Raw genomic sequence first — 21,393 nt, 5'->3', positions numbered from 1 at the left:
GGTTCGGCGGCGGCGAATCGAGGGGACGGCGAATGTCCAAGCCACGCGAGAAGCGCGAGACGGGAGAGCAGGATCTGTTCCGCTCCAGGCTCGATCAGATCATCAACATGAAGCACGAGCTGGTGCGGCTGGCGCAGGCGATCGACTGGCCGGTGCTGGAGGAGCGTTTCGGCGCCGTCTATTCGGACGGCCCCGGCATGCCGCCGCTGCCGATCCGGCTGATGGCGGGGCTGGCGATCCTCAAGCACACCTTCAACCTGTCGGATGAGGTGCTGTGCGAGCGCTGGGTGGAGAACCCTTACTTCCAGTATCTCACCGCGAGACGTTCTTTGCCATACGCTGGCCGTTTGACCGCTCCTCGATGACGCGTTGGCGCAGTCGTATGGGCGAGGAGCGGATCGTGGCGCTGTTGCAGGAGAGCCTCAGCCTTGCGGTCGAGACCGGGGCGATGAAGCCGGCCGACACGCGCCAGGTCATCGTCGACACGACCGTGCAGCCGAAGAACATCATGTTCCCGACCGACGCCAAGCTCATCCACCGGGCGCGCGAACGGCTGGTGCGGCTGGCCAAGAGGAAGGGGCTCCATTTGCGCCAGAGCTATGTGCGGGTCGGCAAGCTGGCGCTGATCAGCCATCAGCGCTATGCCCACGCCAAGCAGTTCAAGCGGGCGAACAAGGCGCTGCGCAGGCTCAAGACCTATCTCGGCCGGACCATTCGCGACATCTCTCGCCAGATCGCCGGCGATGCGGGGCTGGACGCGCTCTTCAAATGGCCGCTCTACCAGGCGGCCACCGTTCTCGAGCAACGCCAGCGCCAGCGCGGCCGCAAGATCTACAGCCTGAACGCACACGAGGTAGAATGCATCGGCAAGGGCAAGGCGCATATGCCCTACGAGTTCGGGGTGAAGGTGTCGGTGGCCACCACGCTGTAGCGTTCCAAGGGTGGCCAGTTCGCCCTGCATGCAAAAGCACTGCCCGGCAATCCCTATGACGGCCACACGCTGGCAAGCGTCATCCCCGACATGGAAAAGACCATCGGCAACGAGATCGACCGCATCCTCGCCGACGCCGGCTATCGAGGCCACAACGCACCGCAGAGCCACAAGTTCAGGGTCTTCACCGCCGGCCAGAAGCGCCGCGTCACCCCAGCCATCAAGCGCCAGATGCGGCGGCGGTCGGCGGTCGAACCCGTCATCGGCCACATCAAGAGCGAACACAGAATGGGCCGCAACTACCTCGCCGGCCAGCAGGGCGACGCCCTCAACGCCATCCTGGCCGCCGCCGGCTACAACTTCTCCCTCCTGCTCAGGTGGCTGAAGGATTTTTTGTCGCTCTTGATCGCCCTGCTTCAACTTCGGCCGAAGTCGGTCGCCGCTTAGCGCCCGGATTGTTCACGGTCGACTCTGGAGCCGTCCGTCACCGGAGGCGGGCGACGGCGCTCCAGCGAACACGCTGCCGGTCTGCTGCGGCGCAGATGATCCACGAACCATCCGACATGCGGGCTGACCGACCAGGACGTCGCCCTCGCGACCGTGGAGTTCGCGCGGGACGCTGTTCGGACAGCGTGCCGCACGATCGACGAGGCGGGCCGTCACAGCAGACGGCGTTGATTCTTTCCCAGGGCCGGAGGGGTTTTCCTCTTATCAGAGCCTTCCTCGCTCTTATCCGGTACCTTTCGACCGTCGTTCTTAACTTCCATGAATCTGCCGGAAACGCCAGTGTCAGCCTGCGGACGGCCTGTCCAACCTTCCGCGAATTTCGGTCGGCTGATATCGGCGAAGTCGAGCAACGCACCGAGAAACCCCTTTGTGTCCGCATCGAGGTGATCGAAGGAAACGAGATGTGACGCGTAGGCGACCTTCTCAAGGGACTTGGCGATGCTGAACAGCTTCTCCGAATTGCTCAGCCTGATGACGATTTCCGCCAGTCCTTCGGCAGAAACCGCATTGAGCTCCGCCGTGAATTTCTCCCGGACCACCTGAGCCAGCCCGGCGCCGTTCGGCAAGTATTCCCTGATCGCGGCCTCAGTCCACCGCAGGTTAGCGAGCGCTCCCTCGGTGTTCGCCCCGAAACGGATGGCGTCGGTCATGTGTCGAACGCGTTCGGCAGAGGGTCTGAGGGCGGTGTCCGCAGAAGCGAAATCGAAGGCGGCGGCAGCGATCGCGGCGGCGAGATAGGTGAGGCGTCCGGCTCCCCGAGCGGCGGCGGAAGCAGGATGCGCGTTCACGGCCTCGCGGGCGAACAGCTGAAAGCCTTCAAGCGCGGTATTGGCGCATGATGGCCCGAACCTGTCGGCGACAGCGGATTTCACCTCATCTATCTTGTCCCTTAAGACGCGACCGTTTCTCGCGTTATCGATATCGGCGATCTCGCCGTTGAACTCCTCTTCGGTCATGCGGTTCAGTCCGGAAAGCGCGTCGCTGTCCTTGAGGCGCTGGAGGTCCGCCCCGTCAATCCACAGGACTCCATGCTTCCGCGCCAGCTCCCGGAGCATGGGGCGGTTGTCGGTCGTGGCCACGCCTGCGCCCTCGACGGAGATGACGCCTGCCACTCCCTTGACGAAGAACAGCCGTTCCGCTGCCTGCGGAGTTCTTTTGTCCTTGATGTCGATGATAGTGCGCCGCCGGGCCAGCGTCGCTGAACGCTCGTATACCCACATGTCGATGTCGGTCAGCTCGACGCCATCATGCCGCAGCTTGATTCCGCGCATGACGAAGAACCCGGCACGGAGGAAATATGCTCTGACCAGCTCTTCGGTCTTCAGACCCTTTGCACCGCTTGCCGTGGCCATCATAGCCTGCCTCCACCGCGTACGGCGCTCAACAGCGTCCGCATCTGCGACTTGCTTTGAGGGCCCTGTTTCTTTGTCCGGAAATCCGTCCGAGCGGCTTCCGGAGGAGTGTACCCGCTCATGCCAGCGCTCGGAAGCACTTCCAGCGCCGCTGCGGCGGCATCGCCACCCTTCAGAACCTGCAAGGCGATTTGACCGACCTCCATCTTCAGGAGGCGCATCGTGAAATAGCCGTTTCCGGTATGCGTTATCTGGACAACGCGCTCGAACTCCAGCGCTCGGTAGTCGCTCCCGATGGCAGGAGCTGGGCCGACCGCCTCGCCTCGGAGCAGCTTGGCAAGGATCAATTCAACTCCCCAAATTCGGCCGCGGACAGGCGTGCTCTGTGACATGCCGTAGCTGAGAGCGGAAACCAGCGCCTTGGCATGATCAAACGCGTCGTCGATCAGCGGACTGGTAAACTTGTGGAATGCGCCTGGCGACGTCATGAACGCGTGTTCGCCGGCCTCGTTGGAAACGACGTTGATGTCGAAGACGGCAGCGGACTGGAGCTTCGAGAGCAGTAGAGCGCCAAGCATCTTCTTGGCGTGGGTGGCTACGACCGCGCCCTTCACCTTGAGCAGCTGCTCGAACTGCTGGAGGCTTGCCTGTTCGGCCGGGGTCAGCGAGTCGAGCACCTTCTTGGTCTTTTGGGCTGTGTTCCGGCGGAACAGGTTGCCGTTGAACAGAAGGCGGTCATCGCCTTCTCCCTCGGCGTCAACGAACCCGATGCCATAAGCCTGGCCGAGGAAATCGGAGGTATCGTTCTTGGTTAGCTTATAGGTGTCACCGATGTACTCGGACGCAGCCTTCACGCCGACGGGCGCGGACGATGTCAGCTCCGCCAGGCCTATAGAGGCCAGCTCGAAGGGCTGAGGCTCGTTCTCGTCGAAAAGGTCCGAGGCGTGACCAAGCGCGGTGCGACCGGTCACGCCAATGACCGAAATCGAACCGTCAGCGGCGACATCGATGACCCGGCGACCCTGAAGCTGGGTCAGGCATGCCTGCAGCTCTGTCTTAGGATTCAGGCCGCCGATCCTTGCAGCGGCTACCACTTGGCTCTTGTTCAGATCCGCTTGCTTGCTCTCCGCAAGCCTGACCAGCAGCGAAGCCGCCTTCGCCGCAAGGTCTATCGCGCTGTATTCCGACGCGCCACGCTGGTCGCCCGAAATCTTCCTGCCGTGATGGATGACCCATGCGCCCTTAGTTTGCTTGTCCATGCGAAGCCCCATGCCGTCCCAAGACTGCACTAGCACGGTGTACGCCACATGCACAGGTGACCTCTTTCCCCCTGACCTGAGAGTATTGCAAGGCGTCGACGAACGCGCTGTATGGCCTGCAAATCGCTCCTTTGTTGACGGATCAGCCGAAAGACCCGAATCCGGCCCCTCAGGCCGGATGCCCATTCAGGCCGGTGGCCCGGGAGTCCTTGGTCAGCCATCCGGACAGGGGGTGCGGGCCGTAAGGATTCGATTGCCGGGATGCGGTATGAATCGAGTTGCTGACCGCTTCGAAAAGCGGCTGCATGGCGCCCGTATTGGTCGGCTGTGGGAGCCGATCTATTTCTTTAACTAGGTTTGTTTTTAGTGACGGCATTGCAATCCCCGACCACACTATTGACAAGTCGCCAGCGTCAGCCCGTCTATCGTCCAAAAAGCCCATCATCACACGATGCCCCACGCGCGAAACCTTCCCCTACCCGTCATCTCGCGCAGCCCAAGCTCACCGACCAGATTCAGCGCCCCCTGTTTTGTCACTTTTAGCCCCTTCTGAACCATGCCAGTCGAGACAAGTGGCCGCGACATCACCAGCTCGATCAGGTCGGAAAGTTTTGAACTGACGCGCCGCTCCCGCAGCCGCCGATCCATCTGGCTTTTTGCCATCACCAGCCGGTCATGCTCTTTCAACCCGGCGAGCGCTGCCTCGTGGATGGCATCGACAAAAGCCAACAACCGATCCGAGCGATTGCGCGCCCGCCGCCGCTCTCGTGGAATGTTCTTGGCGCCGAGCTGCAGGCTGACGAGATGATTGGCGGCAAGACCCTCCTGCCGCAGCAGCGCGGCGACGAACAGCGGCCCGAGCCACGTGGCATGCTGCAGCACCTCGATGTCCGACCAGGCTTCGAGGAGGACCGCGGCGCGCAGGATGACCGGCAGATCGCGGGTCCTGACCATCACATCCCGCCATTCGGCCAGCCGCTCTTCTTCATTCCAGTCGAGATCGTAGATCAGGTTCGGCCGGTCACGTCGTGACGTTTCCTCTTTTCGAGCAGACACGTCGGCGCCGCTCAGAATCTTCGACGAGCGCGCCAGGACAGCATCGATCTCGGCAAATTCTAGGGCCAGCGGATTCAGCTCCTGCACCTCCATCGCCGCATTGGTATCCGCTTTGGGGACAAACACCCCCTGCCCTTCCCAGCCTTTTTGTCCCGCCGCCGGCATCGCGCCACCCCGGCCGGTCAGGGCCAAAAAACCGTCGCGACTGAGCGCCCAGTCCGCCTTTTGCGACAAAATGCGACGGCGGGTTCGCAGCACCGCATGCGCGCGGGAGACGCGGCCGCCGTGTCCGCCGCTCCGCTAAACACGGGGCTGCGCGGCGGACACGCCAATGTCACCGCTGAATGCCACGCCATTTTTTGCAGAACTTGACGCACACAACTCGTTCGCCGAATGCAGCTTCCTGGCTTGATCGACAGACTTCAAGGAATGCAATCAAGGGGACGGTGCAGGCCAAGATTGCGGCAGGGCTTGGGCAACCATCAGGTCGCCCAAGCGGTGCCCCATCCTTCTCCTCAGAACTCCGCTGCTTCCAGCTGGCGGCTGAAACCCACAGGCAGCCAGCTTGGTCGCTAACCGCATCGATCGCCTCATGGTGTCTGCCATGAATCCGTGTGCGTGAAGCGCTCCAGAGCGAAGATGTTGGGCGTCAACCAAGTTCACCAATGAGCTTCACTGCTCGAGTTCTGCACGGTGTCACCGACTGGCGCCGGAGGTTGATCCGGTGATTAGGAGGAGCACTCGTTGTCGGATTCTCGACGATGTCGGACATGTGACACAACGCTTCCAGAGCGATCGCATTGTTCCGAAACGATTTTCCCAGTTGGCACGACGGTTGCGGTCCTATGCGCAAAAGCACTGCGATGCCGCACCGACTGGAAGAACTCATCAATGATCACGCTTTTCGAACATGTGGGCGCCGCTACCGACACTGAGCGTTCCCGAGCCGACGGAAGCATCTATCCCTTCTTTCTGAAGGCTGTCCGGACATGAACGCATTTGATGTCCGTCCAACGCTGGATGCTCCCGAAGACGATCCCTATCTCTGGCTTGAAGATGTAGAGGGCGAGCGGGCACTTGCCTGGGCCGCCGGCCAGTCGGCAAAGACCCTGAAGCACTTCAGTGAAACGCAGTTCGAGCGCGACCGCGCGGCTCTGACAGCCATTTTCGACAATCGCGACAACCTTCCCCTGATCGCGCGCCGTGGTCAGTACCTCTACAATTATTGGCGAGATGCCGGAAATCCACGCGGACTGTGGCGCCGGACCACCCTTGCCGCCTACATGAAGGCGGATCCCCAATGGGAGCTACTGCTCGATCTGGATGCTCTCGCGGCTAGCGACGGAGAGGATTGGATCTGGGACGGCGCGTCCATCGAGCCGGAGAGACGGGAAAGAGCCGTTCTGCGCCTGTCGCGCGGCGGCAGCGACGCGGTCGTGCATCGCGAATTCGACCTGATCTCTCTGAGCTTTGTCGCCGACGGTTTCAATCTCCCCGAGGCCAAAGGCTACGTTAGTTGGCTAGACCCTGACACGCTTCTGCTTTCCAGTGCGCTTGGTAATGGCATGGCCACCCGCTCCGGCTATGCGCGCACCGTGCGAGTGTGGAAGCGTGACGCGGATCCCCTCACCACGCCGGTAATCTTCGAGGCCGGGTTCGAGAGCCTCAAGGTGTCTGGTCATTCGGACCGCACCGGCCGCAGCGAACGCCTTTGGTTCATTGAGAAACGGGCCTTCTTCGAGAAGATCAGTTGGATCGGCGACAGGAGCGGGCCGAGGACGCAGATCGATCTTCCTCGCGACGCGTCGTGGCGGGTCTTCGGCGACTGGCTGGCGGTAAGGCCGCGCAAGCCCTGGACGGTGGGAGGCACCACCCATCCCGCCGACGCGCTGATCGTCATCTCGCTTTCCTCTTTCCTCGCAGGCGGACGCCGTTTTGAGACCCTGTTTCAACCAGCGGAAAGGCGCTCCCTGCAGTCATTCTTCTGGAATGACGGGAAGCTCATTAACTCTTACCTCGTCAATCTCGTACCGCGTTTGGAGATGTTCACTCCCGGCCACCAGGAATGGACGCGCCGAGTCCTGGACACCCTGCCCGCCGAAGGGACTGTCCACGTCTGGTCATTCGATGCGGCAGTTCACGAGACCAATGGAGAGGTCCTGGTCTGCGCTCAGGATCCGATCACGCCGCCGCAGCTCTTGCTATTCGATCTCAATGCCGCGCCGTCTCTCAGCGCTTCAGCAATCCTGAAGCGCAGCCCGGAGAATTTCGATGCATCCGGACTGGTGGTCACGCGCCACGAGGTAGTCTCTATCGATCATGAGCTGATCCCCTATACGCAGGTTGGTCCGGCGAACGGGAACGGAGATGCTCCGATTCACCTTTCCGCTTATGGCGGGTTCGGCATATCACTCCTGCCCTACTACAACTCCCCGCTGGGCAAGCTGTGGCTCGAGCGCGGCGGCACGTGTGTGGAGGCGAACATCCGCGGCGGCGGCGAGTTCGGCACCCGCTGGCACGATGCCGGGCGCAGGGAGGGCAAGCGTCTCGCGCATGACGATTTCGCCGCCGTTGCCGCCGACCTCGTGCGAAGGGGCATCACCCTGCCGAGGCGGATTGCCGCCGAGGGCGGCTCAAATGGCGGCCTGCTGATCGCAAACATGCTGACCCGCTATCCTGAGCATTTCGGGGCTCTGTTCTGCACAATTCCGCTTATCGACATGCGTCGCTACACCAAGCTCTTGGCGGGCGCGAGCTGGATCGACGAATATGGCGATCCGGACAAGGCTCACGATTGGGCTTTCCTGAAGGAAATCTCCGCCTATCACGCCGCGGCGCCGGGACAGCCCTATCCGCCTATCCTGATCGCCACCACGAAACGCGACGACCGCGTCCATCCGGGCCATGCGCGCAAGATGGCCGCAAAACTGCAGGCTCTTGGCTATCCCGCTTACTTCTACGAGGCCAGCGCAGGCGGGCACGGCTACGGCAAGGACAATCGGGAGCAAGCCGCATTCATCAGTCTAGGCACCAATTTTCTCCGCAGCGCAATCGGCTTCAACGATCACCTTCCGGAGATGGCGGAACGCGTTGCAACGCAAGAGGAGCATTTGAGCTCCATCAACAATTCATTCGAGCAGGAGACGAAATAGTGCAGTGCATCCTTTCTGAACATCAAGGAGTGAATATCATGGCGAGAACGCGAATGGGCGTAGCGCGGGCAATAGCAGCGGCGGTGGCCCCGATCATCGTGGGACAGCAGGCCGTCGCCGCGGAGCCTGCGCAAGCAGAGACCGTCCTGGCGGAGACGGGAGCCTCGGTCACCGAAGCGCCAAGCCCTTGGCAGGTCCGCCTGCGGGGGTTGGGCGTCGTTACGAAAGATCTGGGCTACGTTGATACGCTTCCCGGCTCCGGTCTTTCCTATTCGGACACGGTGACGCCGGAACTCGATATCTCGTATTTCTTCACCGACAATATCGCCGCCGAACTCATACTCGGCACCACCTATGCTAACATCGAAGGTCAGGGAACGATCCGCTCGGCGGGTAATATCGGCAAGGTTTGGCTGCTCCCGCCCACGCTGACATTGCAGTACCATTTTACCGATTTCGGCGCGTTCAAGCCTTATGTCGGCGCCGGCGTGAACTACACGATCTTCTATAACCAGGACACCGGCAGCGCCGACGCTCTCAAGGTGAAGAATACGTTCGGCACGGCGCTGCAGGTCGGTTTCGACTACATGGTGGACCAGCACTGGGGCGTCAACTTCGACGTGAAGAAGCTTTTCCTGAAGCCGGACTTCGACGTCACGGTGGCCGGCGCGAAGCTGACGGGGAAGGCGGAGCTCGATCCCTGGCTGATAGGCGCAGGTGTCACCTACCGCTTTTGAATATCAGAGTGAAGTCTGCTTCCCGACTGCCGGTTTAAAATGAAGGGCGCCTCGCGCGCCCTTTTTTACGGTCGACACTGCAGCGCAAGACCTCATGAAGCTATTGTCGGGCGGGGTTCTCTTCCGGCGGACCAAGAAGGTGCACTGGCCAACCGGCCTTGCGCCTGAGATGGAGTGCTTAGAAGCGCTTTGGATCGGGACGGGCTTTGGCATTGTGGGTGGAATGCTTCAGCCAGACTATTTGCCAGCATCGTCTCCCGGACGTCATGTCTGAGCTTCGTGTCAGCGCAAGGCGAACACGCGGCTCCTAGATGCCGACACGATGGCTGGTTCAGCCATGCTGCGACAGTTGCCTGTTTTTTCGGTTCCTTTGCTGTTCGTGCGCTAACCGCAACGCTCCATACTAGTCTCGCGTGCCTGTCCCCGTGGGGTGGGCGGCAGAAAGCGATTAGGCCCGCTGAAAGAGGCGGACCGCATCCGAAGGACCGTAACCAAGAGAAGGACCTGAAGCGAGAGCGAAGGTTGCGGGAGGTCGCGGCGGCCTAAAAGGCAATGCCGACCAACCCCCAGGCCCCAGGAAAGGCTGACAAAAACCGCAGCGGCCGACTGTCCAATAGGTTGCGCCGCGCCAGGGCGAGCCAAATGGCAGGGGCTGCCGGGGGGCCCTAAGAAAAGCGTGGGTTCACGAGCACCCGGCGCGCGCCATCAGGCCGCTAGCTACTTGGAGGGCGGGTGTATCAGGCCTGTTTGTCGGGCCGAACCAGATCCATATGGCTGACGCCGAGGGCCAATGCCAGTTCATAGATCGTGATAATTGTCGGATTTCTTCGGCCTTTCTCCAAGCCGCTGATGTACTGCTGACTGAACCCGGAAATCTCCGCAAGCTGCTCCTGCGTCAGACGCTTCCTTTGCCTGATCCTCTGCACATTCCGTCCGACCAACTTGCGCATATCCATGCACGCAAGCCAGCGGATCAGGCGGCTTGAGTTTATCAACTAAAATATGTAATCCACATTTAGCAGGCAGAGGGCTTCGCGGGTCCATTGGCCGGAGATAGAATTAGCGATGTTACAGCCCAAATCGAACACGCCGTTTGCCGATGAGGTCCCCTGGTCAGACCGCGTTACAGCCTACGACAAGGACCACTTTACAACCTATATGAGGCTCCTGGACGCCTCAGCCGACAACGCCACTGAAGAGGAAATGGCCCATGTGATCCTCGGCATTGATCCGGCACGCGAACCGGAGCGCGCACGGAACGTTCTTCGCAGTCATCTCAACCGTGCAAACTGGGTGGTGACGAGCGGCTACAAGGATTTGTTCGCCAATTGACGAAATGGGCGGTGCGGTCGCTTCGCTTCAAGCAACGAAGTCGCGTAACCACCATGCATCGACGCATCACCCAGCGCGGATGCGCTCGAAGATGATCGCGAAGACTTCCAGTCGGCGCCGATGGCCTAGCGCTTCGCTGTCTCATCGTTTTGTCCTTCGCTCGCCAATGGCTGCTTCCCAGGAAGCGGTGCGGCGGCGAGTCATGACAGGAACGGACCCGCCGTCTGAGCCGCACCGCATCCGAAGGACCGGATGGACAACCTCCCGAAAAGCTCACAGCTAGCTAAGGGTTGCGGGACGCCGCGGCGGGCCTAGAAGGATGCGGCGGCCCCTGCTGGGAAAGGCACAACAGAGAGAATTGCGAGAGTCTAACGACACGCTAGGAGGCGCAGCGGAATGGTCGAGACGCCCTGAGCCAAGAAAAGCGGGGATCGACCCACCGGCACCCGGCACGCGCGGTGATGGGCGCGGGCGCCCACTACGCACGCAGGCTCAACAGAATCTCACACGGATCAGCGTCGAGGGCCGCAGTTACGTCGAGAAACTCAATGATATCGAGACGCCGCTCTCCACCCTCATATTTCGCCACGAAAGATTGCGGACGACCAAGCTTCTCAGCCACCTGCGCCTGCGTCAGCCCTTTGACCTTGCGCAGTGAGATCAACTGGGCCAGAAACCGCTGGTGGCGGGGAGATCGAAGAGATTTGGGCATTTAGGTGAACCGGTCAGGTAGAGACCGGCTCAGCGACTAATCCCCGTTTCGGATTATCCCATTTTGGGATATTCTGCCTTGGATCCAGCGATCAACATGCGAGGTTCGCGGCAGACATGAATCGATCAACGGCAACAGATAGGACTCAAAGCTCAACACTGCTCGACGAAGTCCCTTGGTCTGACCGTCTTACCGCCTACGACAGGGCGCACTTTACCATCTATATGAGGCTCCTGGACGCCTCAGCCGATGAGGCGCCCGAAGAGGAAATGGCCCATCTGATCCTCGGCATTGATCCGGCACTTGAACCGGAGCGCGCCAGGAAGGCGCTTCGTAGTCATCTCGACCGTGCGAACTGGATGGTGACGAGCGGCTACAAGGAATTGTTCGCCAGCTGACAAATGCGCAGTGCTCGGTCATACAAGTAGGCAGTTCCTGTGGCAGCCAGTGGTCAGGCTGATCGGGACCTGCACCACAGACGCGCCGGCAAAATGGACCCGGTGGCGAGCACAATTCAGTTCCCAGGAAATGGGTTTTGGCAATTGTCCGAGCGTCTGACGTGATAGAAGGTTCCGCTCTGTCTGGATGGTAATAGCCCGGAGCAGCACTCCATATCGTGCCGGCGCTCGACGCAGAATGGTCCACCTCTTCGCTTTCAAGCCGGATAACCGAAAGCCATCGCCCTAAGTCAACGGTTAGAGATTACCGGCAGGCAGGTATGCAAGCGGGCCATCCTCGGAAACTATAAAACCGCACGACTAGCTCGTCAGCGACGAAACACCCGCTCGAGCACCGATAGACTAAGATCGTCGACCGTGAACAATCCGGGCCCTAAGCGGCGACCGACTTCGGCCGAAGTTGAAGCAGGGCGATCAAGAGCGACAAAAAATCCTTCAGCCACCTGAGCAGGAGGGAGAAGTTGTAGCCGGCGGCGGCCAGGATGGCGTTGAGGGCGTCGCCCTGCTGGCCGGCGAGGTAGTTGCGGCCCATTCTGTGTTCGCTCTTGATGTGGCCGATGACGGGTTCGACCGCCGACCGCCGCCGCATCTGGCGCTTGATGGCTGGGGTGACGCGGCGCTTCTGGCCGGCGGTGAAGACCCTGAACTTGTGGCTCTGCGGTGCGTTGTGGCCTCGATAGCCGGCGTCGGCGAGGATGCGGTCGATCTCGTTGCCGATGGTCTTTTCCATGTCGGGGATGACGCTTGCCAGCGTGTGGCCGTCATAGGGATTGCCGGGCAGTGCTTTTGCATGCAGGGCGAACTGGCCACCCTTGGAACGCTACAGCGTGGTGGCCACCGACACCTTCACCCCGAACTCGTAGGGCATATGCGCCTTGCCCTTGCCGATGCATTCTACCTCGTGTGCGTGCAGGCTGTAGATCTTGCGGCCGCGCTGGCGCTGGCGTTGCTCGAGAACGGTGGCCGCCTGGTAGAGCGGCCATTTGAAGAGCGCTTCCAGCCCCGCATCGCCGGCGATCTGGCGAGAGATGTCGCGAATGGTCCGGCCGAGATAGGTCTTGAGCCTGCGCAGCGCCTTGTTCGCCCGCTTGAACTGCTTGGCGTGGGCATAGCGCTGATGGCTGATCAGCGCCAGCTTGCCGACCCGCACATAGCTCTGGCGCAAATGGAGCCCCTTCCTCTTGGCCAGCCGCACCAGCCGTTCGCGCGCCCGGTGGATGAGCTTGGCGTCGGTCGGGAACATGACGTTCTTCGGCTGCACGGTCGTGTCGACGATGACCTGGCGCGTGTCGGCCGGCTTCATCGCCCCGGTCTTGACCGCAATGCTGAGGCTTTCCTGCAAAAGCGCCACGATCCGCTCCTCGCCCATACGGCTGCGCCAACGCGTCATCGAGGAGCGGTCAAACGGCAGCGTATGGCAAAAGAACGTCTCGCCGGTGAGATACTGGAAGTAAGGGTTCTCCACCCAGCGCTCGCACAGCACCTCATCCGACAGGTTGAAGGTGTGCTTGAGGATCGCCAGCCCCGCCATCAGCCGGGTCGGCAGCGGCGGCATGCCGGGGCCGTCCGAATAGACGGCGCCGAAACGCTCCTCCAGCACCGGCCAGTCGATCGCCTGCGCCAGCCGCACCAGCTCGTGCTTCATGTTGATGATCTGATCGAACCTGGAGCGGAACAGATCCTGCTCTCCCGTCTCGCGCTTCTCGCGTGGCTTGGACATTCGCCGTCCCCTCGATTCGCCGCCGCCGAACCGAGTGAATCACGCTCCGCAGCACAAGGGAATCGCAAAACCGAATTGCAGGAAAACAGCGCTCATAAACCGCAAATCCTGCAATTCCAAAGCCGCTATCCGCCTCAATCAACATGCCAGATCAATGGCTTGCGGATAGTTCACGGTCGACAAGATCACCGGCGCGGACTGGAAGAATACGGCTGCATCGCCCTGACCGAGCCGGCGGAACAGAAGATCTCGGCATCCGTCAACGCTCGATACAAACCGCGCGATCGAATGGACCGAGCACAACCGGATCAAAAAGCTTCTCAGAGAATTGAGGACCCTTCGGACCCCAAAAGGGCTATAGCCTGATTTTGGGTTCGCACGCCTAGCTTCTTCTTGGCATTGTCCAAATGAAAAGCGATCGTGCGTGGCTTGATGCCCAAGATGCGGCCGGTCACCCAGGCTGAATTACCCCGCGCTGCCCACCGCAGGCACTCATATTCGCGGGATGTCAGCGAAATCCCATCCACTGTTCGATCGCTCGGCAGTTTGCGGCGAACGCAACGATGAAAGCAGGCCGCCATCAGCTGAAGAGCTTGTTCGTACCGCTCAGCGACCCGAAGAAATACTGGACGAGGCTCATCGGCGGCAAAAGTAACCGCAGCGATGCGGCCGCGGAGATCGACAATTGGGATCGTCAAACCGCAGCAGATGCTGAATTGAGCCGCCTCATCGAATAGCTGCTGTTGAGCCGGCGACATTTTATCGCCTCCCAAATTCGATCCCCAGTGAAACGGGCAGCCGCCATTTCGAGCACGCAAGACCACAGGATCGAGTTTCTCATACTGATTTTCGAGATACTGTCTGGTCCAGCGGGGTGGATAGTTCGAAATTAGCCTCGGTTTGCCGGAAGGCCGTGCTGGCAAGGAGAGGTACGCAAAGGAGATTAGGTCAAGTCGTCCGGCCGCCTCAGCCATGGCATCCCGGAAATCTGCCTCATCGATACTCTGTGACAGTCTTTCAAGGAATGTCTCGAAAACAAGTGGCATGTCCCTCGTCATCGTCGCGCTCGATTCTTCCTCTTTCTGCACGCCTTCCGGCTGCGTCGTGTATGTCCCGACAAACGCGATTGACTTCGCGGGCGTCGCTGGGCTGACCAGGCTCCAGAATGCTGCCACACTTTCGATCTTCGCCGGTCATCCCAATCATGCTGGGCTCGCCCGATGGGTGTCTGGCAGACGCCTCATGATCTTTCAACAGCTCAATCAGAGAATCTCCATGCATTAAATCATGACCGCCCCTGCACCGTCCAAATCAGGAGAAATCATCCTGCGCTGACCAAAAGCCATCATTGACCCAGCTTTTGCAGGAATTTGGGTCGGCACGAGCATAACAATTCGGATAGCCGCTCATCCCCCACCCAGGGCGCCATGATCCGGAACGAAGTGTTGCGATGCTTTCTTTTCTTTGATAGGCAAATCGTCTCAACAATGTTAAAATGCCTTTTCCTTGTGAACGGGATGGCGTGTGAGTATCGTCCTTTTATATACATGACGTGATAAAATTCACCGCAATGATTATTCTGCTCTTTGTGATGTGAAGGAAGATATCTTCGGCGTTGCCGCCTTTGGAACCGGCGACCGTGGCCCGCTGCAATGATGTAAAGGGCGAGTCTAAGCTCAATCTGCATCGGAACGTGCAGATGACCTTTACCAGACCCTCGATTCCGGACGGGCCATAATGATTCTGATTACGTGGGTCAAAAAGGGCGCCCTGCCGGCGGGGAGGTACACCCGCAGGGCGCGCCGCACAGAGGTCCTGGTCGTTGGGCAACAGGACAGCGGCGGCAGAACTGATTCGGTTCGTGACTGAAATAGTCCGGAGCATGCTCAAGATCAGATATCTGGAATTCAACAGTTTTGGGTCTGCTCGGCGCAGTAGCGCGCAGGGACATGCCTGCCTCCGGACTCGCTCCTTCGCGATCGCAAAATCATACGGCACCCTCGGCCTTCAGCGCGCGATAGGTGGTATCGACCGACTTTACCGTCGCGTCGACAATGATGTCGATCTCTTTTCGGGTAATGATCAGGGGGGTGCATAACCGAGGATGTCGCCATGCGGCATGGCCCGTCCGATGACACCATTCTCAAACAGAGCAGCTGCAGTGCGCACCCCGACCTGAAGGTCGGGTTCGAATGGTATCCTTTGTTTTGGGTCCCGCATCATCTCTACGGCCGACAGGATACCCACTCCGCGAACTTCACCAACGATGGGATGCCCCGCCAGCTCGGCCTTCATCCGGTCTTGCCAATACGGTCCAACATCGCGGACATGCTCCAAAATATTTTTTCTTTAAGCAGTCGAATATTGGCGAGCGCGGCTGCGGCACAAAGCGTGTGCCCCGAATATGTCCAGCCGTGGCCGAGTGCGCCGTGCTTCTCAGTTCCTTGTTCCAAAACCGACCAGACACGGTCGCCAATGATTGACCCGGAGATGGGGAGGTAGGCGGAACTCAAACCCTTTGCGATGGTCACGAAATCCGGACGCATGTTATACAGGTGGGAACCGAACTTCTCGCCGGTTCGCGCGAAGCCGCAGACCACTTCATCGGCGATTAAAAGGATATCGTATTTGTCGAGCACCGCTTGAATGGACGTCCAGTACCCTTTGGGGGGCGGCACAATACCTCCTGTCCCAAGTACCGGCTCTCCGATAAAAGCTGCAACCGTTTCCGGTCCTTCGGCCAGGATCAAGGCTTCAAGCTCATCGGCACAGCGCCGGGAGAACGCTTCCTCGCTCTCCTCGATACGCGCCTGGCGGTAATAGTGCGGCGTGGTTGTATGGCGCACCAAATCCAGAGGCAGGTCGAAGAAATTGTGAAAGAAGGGAAGGCCAGTTAGGCTACCCGTGACCAATCCAGACCCGTGATAGCCGCGATTTCGCGAGATGATCTTTTTCTTTTCGGGCCGGCCAAGAATGTTATTATAGTACCAGACCAGCTTGATGTTGGTTTCGTTAGCATCGGAACCGGAGAGGCCGAAATAGACCCTTCGCATGTTCTGACCGAAATACTCGACCACGGCCTCTGCCAACAGGGCGACCGGCTCCGTACCTTGGCTGGCATAGACGTGCGCGAACGGCAATTCGCGTGCTTGCCTGGCAATGGCCTCGGCGATCTCCGTGCACCCGTATCCCATGTTGACGCAGTAGAGCCCTCCGAAACCGTCGAGGCTCCGTCGGCCTTCGGTGTCCCAGATATAGACGCCGTCCGCTCCGGCCATGATCCGGTTTGGCGTCTCTCCGCGACTGTGCTTGGCCAAATGTGTAGACGGATGAAAGACGAAGCTTCGATCCTTCTCCTGGAGTTGCTCGGTTCCCAGATTGCTCGAGCGCATCGTCCCTCTCCTCGCGATAGATTGGCGGAGGGCACTCGGCCAGCCACCTGTTTAGCAAATAGCATACCGGAAACGTCTCTCGAGTTTCTCGGGAATGCAGGTTATTCGCCGCGGAATTCGCGGGATCGGCCCGAATTGCCGTGAAAACTAAGGCGCCACCTTCGCAGGAGCGTTGAATTGGATCTCACTGATTTTGCGACGTCAGGGCGCGTACTGCAAACACGAACAGCTTACGACACGTATGCGCCCAGCATAGTGCCCGATTAGCGGGTGACGTTGCCCCCAGTTTCTATCCAGTTTTGAGTTCGTTTCCGGCGTGGGTTGTGCCCTGCTGGGCGGGTGAGCGACGGGCGCTGGCGCGGAGCCTTTGGCATAGCCCAGCGCGAGGCACGATAGAGCGCCGCCGGCCATGTTCCGCCGAACGCCGGTCATCCCTTACATTCTGATGGTCCGGATCGGTCTTGCCCTTCCCCAGGGTGGTAACGCAGGTGATCAGGGGAAAATCACATTCGCCTCGATCAGCAGGCGGCGGGTTCCGTGCCGCGGCACAGGCCCCAACCTGGTTGGCCAGCGCTGAGAGGCTGAGGTCGTGCCCTCGCGCATAGCGATCGCTTTGGCGGTGCAGCGGCTGGTGCTCGGCAGACTTCTCAAAGGAACAGCCAGCAGGTTCGGCCCGGCAAAGACGCGCGGCGAGAGCGCCTCGCCATCGACATCTTGATTCGCAGCCGACCAGCGCCGCCAAGTTCTGTCGTCAGTGTGTTGCCCTTCTTGCGATCGCAAATTCGTGGTTGCTGCGCAGGGCGAGCCGAGCTGCGGCTCGCGGGACGCGGGCGAACCGACAGAACTCTTTGCGCCGCCTGAAAAGCTGCCTCCATCAATGCTGGCCAATCGTGCAGTCTTGAAACGCTGGCTCAAGCCTCAAACGTCGAGCAGCCGCTCCTTTTCCTCTCGAAACCAGCGCCCCTCGCCCGACGTGATCACTCGATCTCATGCTTCGAGCAGGGCTCCTCCTAATGGTTGCGCTCATGACCTGCACCCTTCAGCCAAACTCAGCAAATGGGACGTCTCCACGGATTATCAGCGGCTCGGCAAGCTCGGAACGCGCCGGTGAACGCTGCAAGGTTAGTCGCCGCCAGTGGATGGCGAGGATGTCCTGCGGCTAAGTACTTTAGGTGGGTTATTATAACCCGAGATTCCGATACGTGGTTTCGCCATAGCTCCTGGCGCCATTGGCACGCTGAGCGTTTGAAAGCCGATGAAACTCGTTAGGCCAATGGGCAAGCGCGTGCTTGATAGCCTTCATCTTGAACGGCACGTGGCACAACACATTTGTCCCTGATGATGGGCGGACAGCTCGCATCTAGTTGTCGCGAGCCGTTAAGGTTTGCTGCGATTATCGGCAGACCTAGATCAAGGGCCAATTCCATTTCCCAGCGCACGAAGCGAAAAAGGTTTTTCGTTTTCTCACCGATCAGGACAAGTACCTGGCTCGATCCATTCATTCTGTTGCGAAGATTGCGTTTAACATAATCTTCGTCCTGTGCTCGGCTCGTCATATTGTCCAGATCGTGAGCGTTCGCGAATTCAAAACTCACATTCTCGCTGGCATTCCACCCTTTCATAAAGCGGTATGCCCAAGCGTCTTCATCGCCGTCAAATATTACATAGATCGGATCGCTGTATGCCATTGTTGTCTCTTAGTTGTTTTGACGAGCAACCCACTGGGTGTGCTCCCTTGAGAAAGCCAGTTCGGCTTCGTTCACCGCCGCGGAGAATGCCTCATCCGAGATGGCGTCCGTAATAAGGTCGGCAGTCAATCCGATCTCGTGAGCTGGCGGCCAGCCTGGTATCGCTGGGTCAGCGATGCGTACCACGATGAACGAGAACCCCAGAGCGTAAGCAATCACACCAAGGCCCATCCAAATTTTTGCGGATCTCTGTTCGAGCGCGCTTTCTTCTCGTACCACTTACGTTGCTCGCAAATTCGTGTCTGCAGATATAGCTCTTTTCGCTCTTTTAGCGGGGAGTCCCTTCGATTGCTATCAAGGATACCTTCCATGAGCTTGCGAAAATCAGCTCTAGCGTCGGCCGCACGCGTGTCATCGAACGGCTGTGCTCGCATCGCAAAGCGCCAGGTCAATGTCTTTACTGACTCTGCCAAAGCTCTAGCTTGATACCAGACCTGCTCGGGCTTTGTGACCGACCGGAAAATGAGGATTCCCATTGAGCAAAGAAACACCGCAGCATACACACCGAAATAGGCCTTTGATGGCCACAAATCCAAAGAGAGAACAGAGGCCGAAAAAAGAATAACGTACTCTGCCCGGATCAGGCTAAGAAATGTCGCCTGCTGCTCGTTAGACGCCATGTCGGCGCTATTATAAAGTCCAGGATATTTCACTTCAGAGCACCTCTATTTGTGCCAGCAAATTCTTTAAGCCATGATTTGGCAAACGTAACGTTTGCAGTCGAGCTTACAGAGCCTAGTCTTGAGCTAGACGCGGTCCCTCTGTTTATAAACAGGATTGCAGGTCCGGTCCCATCGATGTACGGGTATAGGCCCAAAAATTCTTGCCCACAGAATGTTTCCGAAGAATTTTTTGCCACGGGGAGAACTGCTACCGCGGTCCGAAAGCCATCGAAAAAGCCAAGCTCCCAAGGCATCTATCTGGATCCTGGAGAATTGTTTGAATGCACATAGATTAGCGTCTTTGACTGCCTCATACGGGTCCGCAGCAACTCGGCAGTGGCAGAGGAGACCTTTGTGCGGTCCAATTGTGAATCTTCGATCCAATCTACATAAGCAGTGAACCCAAGCTCCTCAAAAATTCGCTTCACACCGAGAACGATCTCTGCGTCCTTGAACGAATGTGACAGAAAAACGTCGAATGACGATCTGGCTGTAGCTGCGGCCATCTCTTCCTTTAGAACGATCGATGCGGCTCTATGTCCTCGACTGGCATTCGCAACTTTTTTCAGCTCTGCCTCGGTCAGTAGCACTATTCAAATCCCCCATGATCTGTTCGCAATCTATGAACTAGACGCCCATTCGATTAAGCGACCCCTTGTCTTGTGAAAACTGGCACCATTCTCTCCAGCCGGTAGCGCAACCTCCACCCTTCTCGAAGACCACTCGGCTGGCGGGCGTGACCGGCCTTGTCACCCACCTACGCGACCGCGGCTCAGCGATGCTCCTCGCTCAGAAGGCTGCGGAGACCAGCAATGTCAAACAGGACAGACAATCTCCTAATCTCGAACAGCAACGAACTTACGACGTAGAAAGGAGATGGAGCGATCTCCGAATATCCGCAGGCGTCGAGGGCCGGTTTGCTCGCCAAGGCCGAGCGGGCCAGCTTGCACTCCCGCTACCCGTCGGCTTGCCAATTCCTCGCTGTAGATTTCGCCCCCTACACGGATGCGCTGACCGCGACTAAGCTCAATCGCCCCCGATCGCCAATCCAGGGCGAAGGTTCCCCCCTTGAGATAGCTGTAGATGCACTTTTCGGCACTTCGCATCTCAGATATGGACGCCTCCTCCACCAGGCACGATCCGGTTTGGCTTCTCGCCGCAACCGTGCTGGCCAAGTGCGTCCGATGGCTGCTTCGATCCGTCTCCTGGAATTGATCGGTTCCAGATTGCTCAAGCGCATCGTCCTTCCTCGCCATCAACTGGCGGATAGCGCTCGGCCACCTTTTTCCAGGAATTAGTATACCGCAAATGTCCCTTGAGTTTCGTCGGAATGGGTGCTTTTTGCCGACGAATCTACGGGATCCGTGCCAAACGCCGTTGAAACTTAAGCTTTTCGGTTTTACCGTTGCCTCAGGGCGGACAAGGGTATCGGTGAATTGGACTTCACTGGTTTCGTAACGACAAGGCTATAGTATTGATCAATCCCTAAGCCTGCCTGCAGCAGTCCCTCCATGAAATCCTGATAGGCGGCCATAGAACGAGATGCGACCCGCATCAGATAATCGACGCGCCCCCCAATTGCCCAGCAGTCCAGGATTTCCGGAATCTCTTGGATTGCAGTTTCGAAGTGTCGTTGGTCCTCAAGACGATGACGATCCAGCACGACCTCTACCATCACAAAGATCATGCCGCCAATGAGGGCAGGACTCAGTCGCGCATAGAATCCCTCAATAATCCCTGCGGCCTTGAGTGCTCGGAGCCGCTCCGAACAGGCCGATGCCGAAAGATGAACTCGTTTTGCAAGCTCACTTTTTGAAATCCGACCGTCTGCCTGAATTTCGGAGAGAATCCGGACGTCCCAACTGTCGAGTTGCACGGGATCGGGTTTCGACTTCATAACCTATGCTCTCAAGCAGCGATCGACATCGCGTTGTGTGCCGATCAATTCTATCATCAATTGAAACGACCGAATGTAGTAGTGGAAGGCATCTGTTTCTCGGCCCGAGATGTGCCAGAATGGGGTACGAAAATCAGCTGAGGGAGAGCGATCCGCTGAGAAAAGCTGCAGAAGTAGTTTGGCTATCGCCCCGACGCCTAACGGGGCAATGATGCAGCTGGAGAGGATAGCCGGCCGCGGCGGAGACCTCCTGATAAAATAGATAACCCATTTACTGAACTCCGCTGCCGTACTTGATAGACGCCGCGACGGCATTCGAGCCTCGATCGCGTGTATGGCATATTCAGTGCAGTATTCACTGGCACATTCAGCTATTGGAGTGAATTGAAGGCCTTGCTCGTCCGGCTCGCCGAGGCGCATGGCACCGCAAATGCCGCTCGTCTTACGGCTTGCCCGACAATTTGGCGCGGGAGTCTGG

14 protein-coding genes and 3 pseudogenes are annotated in these 21,393 nt (G+C 59.0%); 5 read left to right on the top strand and 12 right to left on the bottom strand.

Annotated features, from left to right (window positions below; genetic code table 11):
• Nucleotides 1-32 precede the first annotated feature (32 nt).
• A pseudogene (locus tag EJ066_RS12790) lies at nucleotides 33-1,378 on the top strand (IS5 family transposase).
• A 212-nt stretch (nucleotides 1,379-1,590) separates the two neighbouring features.
• Here the strand turns inward: EJ066_RS12790 and EJ066_RS12785 are convergent.
• The 3 genes from EJ066_RS12785 to EJ066_RS12775 all read right to left on the bottom strand — a co-directional run bounded on the left by EJ066_RS12785 (nucleotide 1,591) and on the right by EJ066_RS12775 (nucleotide 5,363).
• Nucleotides 1,591-2,793: a hypothetical protein gene (locus tag EJ066_RS12785; protein ID WP_126038253.1), complete on the bottom strand. Its 1,203-nt coding sequence runs from the start codon at nucleotides 2,791-2,793 to the stop codon at nucleotides 1,591-1,593.
• Entirely contained in the window at nucleotides 2,790-4,061 is a 1,272-nt protein-coding gene (locus EJ066_RS12780) for a hypothetical protein (protein WP_245455133.1), read from the bottom strand. Before EJ066_RS12780 ends, EJ066_RS12785 begins: the two co-directional genes overlap by 4 nt.
• A gap of 432 nt (nucleotides 4,062-4,493) precedes the next feature.
• Complete coding sequence (locus EJ066_RS12775; protein ID WP_245455132.1) at nucleotides 4,494-5,363, bottom strand: RHE_PE00001 family protein; 870 nt, start codon at nucleotides 5,361-5,363, stop codon at nucleotides 4,494-4,496.
• A 731-nt stretch (nucleotides 5,364-6,094) separates the two neighbouring features.
• On the opposite strand from EJ066_RS12775, the gene EJ066_RS12770 reads away from it, so the two are divergent.
• Nucleotides 6,095-8,257 carry a prolyl oligopeptidase family serine peptidase gene (locus EJ066_RS12770; protein ID WP_126038249.1) on the top strand — a complete coding sequence of 721 codons (2,163 nt, stop codon included), beginning with the start codon at nucleotides 6,095-6,097 and terminating at the stop codon, nucleotides 8,255-8,257.
• 38 nt (nucleotides 8,258-8,295) lie between these two features.
• The gene (locus EJ066_RS12765; RefSeq protein WP_126038246.1) at nucleotides 8,296-8,994 is read left to right on the top strand and encodes an OmpW family protein; all 699 of its coding nucleotides are present in this window, start codon (nucleotides 8,296-8,298) and stop codon (nucleotides 8,992-8,994) included.
• A 737-nt stretch (nucleotides 8,995-9,731) separates the two neighbouring features.
• Here EJ066_RS12765 and EJ066_RS12760 read toward each other — a convergent pair.
• Nucleotides 9,732-9,950, bottom strand: a complete 219-nt coding sequence (locus EJ066_RS12760; RefSeq protein WP_029354714.1) for a helix-turn-helix transcriptional regulator — start codon at nucleotides 9,948-9,950, stop codon at nucleotides 9,732-9,734.
• 109 nt (nucleotides 9,951-10,059) lie between these two features.
• Here EJ066_RS12760 and EJ066_RS12755 point away from each other — a divergent pair, with 109 nt between their 5' ends.
• Nucleotides 10,060-10,326: a DUF2285 domain-containing protein gene (locus tag EJ066_RS12755; RefSeq protein ID WP_126038242.1), complete on the top strand. Its 267-nt coding sequence runs from the start codon at nucleotides 10,060-10,062 to the stop codon at nucleotides 10,324-10,326.
• A 478-nt stretch (nucleotides 10,327-10,804) separates the two neighbouring features.
• Here the strand turns inward: EJ066_RS12755 and EJ066_RS12750 are convergent, their stop codons facing one another.
• Nucleotides 10,805-11,038: a helix-turn-helix transcriptional regulator gene (locus tag EJ066_RS12750; protein WP_126038239.1), complete on the bottom strand. Its 234-nt coding sequence runs from the start codon at nucleotides 11,036-11,038 to the stop codon at nucleotides 10,805-10,807.
• A gap of 116 nt (nucleotides 11,039-11,154) precedes the next feature.
• On the opposite strand from EJ066_RS12750, the gene EJ066_RS12745 reads away from it, so the two are divergent.
• Nucleotides 11,155-11,436, top strand: a complete 282-nt coding sequence (locus EJ066_RS12745) for a DUF2285 domain-containing protein (RefSeq protein ID WP_126038236.1) — start codon at nucleotides 11,155-11,157, stop codon at nucleotides 11,434-11,436.
• A 433-nt stretch (nucleotides 11,437-11,869) separates the two neighbouring features.
• Here the strand turns inward: EJ066_RS12745 and EJ066_RS12740 are convergent.
• The 7 genes and pseudogenes from EJ066_RS12740 to EJ066_RS12710 form a co-directional block, all read right to left on the bottom strand.
• Nucleotides 11,870-13,216: pseudogene (locus tag EJ066_RS12740) on the bottom strand (IS5 family transposase).
• Between the two features lie 320 nt (nucleotides 13,217-13,536).
• A complete protein-coding gene (locus EJ066_RS12735; RefSeq protein WP_126043841.1) occupies nucleotides 13,537-14,274 on the bottom strand; it encodes a LuxR family transcriptional regulator in 738 nt (245 codons plus the stop codon).
• Nucleotides 14,275-15,203: 929 nt separating this feature from the next.
• Nucleotides 15,204-16,608, bottom strand: a pseudogene (locus EJ066_RS12730) (aminotransferase).
• A 492-nt stretch (nucleotides 16,609-17,100) separates the two neighbouring features.
• Complete coding sequence (locus EJ066_RS12725) at nucleotides 17,101-17,523, bottom strand: hypothetical protein (RefSeq protein WP_127856670.1); 423 nt, start codon at nucleotides 17,521-17,523, stop codon at nucleotides 17,101-17,103.
• 350 nt (nucleotides 17,524-17,873) lie between these two features.
• Nucleotides 17,874-18,296 (bottom strand): TIR domain-containing protein, encoded by a 423-nt coding sequence (locus EJ066_RS12720; RefSeq protein WP_245455131.1) that lies wholly within the window; start codon nucleotides 18,294-18,296, stop codon nucleotides 17,874-17,876.
• A gap of 215 nt (nucleotides 18,297-18,511) precedes the next feature.
• A complete protein-coding gene (locus EJ066_RS12715) occupies nucleotides 18,512-19,009 on the bottom strand; it encodes a DUF4231 domain-containing protein (RefSeq protein WP_126038231.1) in 498 nt (165 codons plus the stop codon).
• Between the two features lie 1,408 nt (nucleotides 19,010-20,417).
• Entirely contained in the window at nucleotides 20,418-20,915 is a 498-nt protein-coding gene (locus EJ066_RS12710; RefSeq protein ID WP_126038228.1) for an Lrp/AsnC family transcriptional regulator, read from the bottom strand.
• Between the last annotated feature and the right edge of the window lie 478 nt (nucleotides 20,916-21,393).

Source organism: Mesorhizobium sp. M9A.F.Ca.ET.002.03.1.2, assembly GCF_003952365.1.
Taxonomy (GTDB): domain Bacteria; phylum Pseudomonadota; class Alphaproteobacteria; order Rhizobiales; family Rhizobiaceae; genus Mesorhizobium.
The sequence above is the reverse complement of the archived record's forward strand: the minus strand, read 5'-3'. Positions and strand labels throughout refer to the sequence as shown.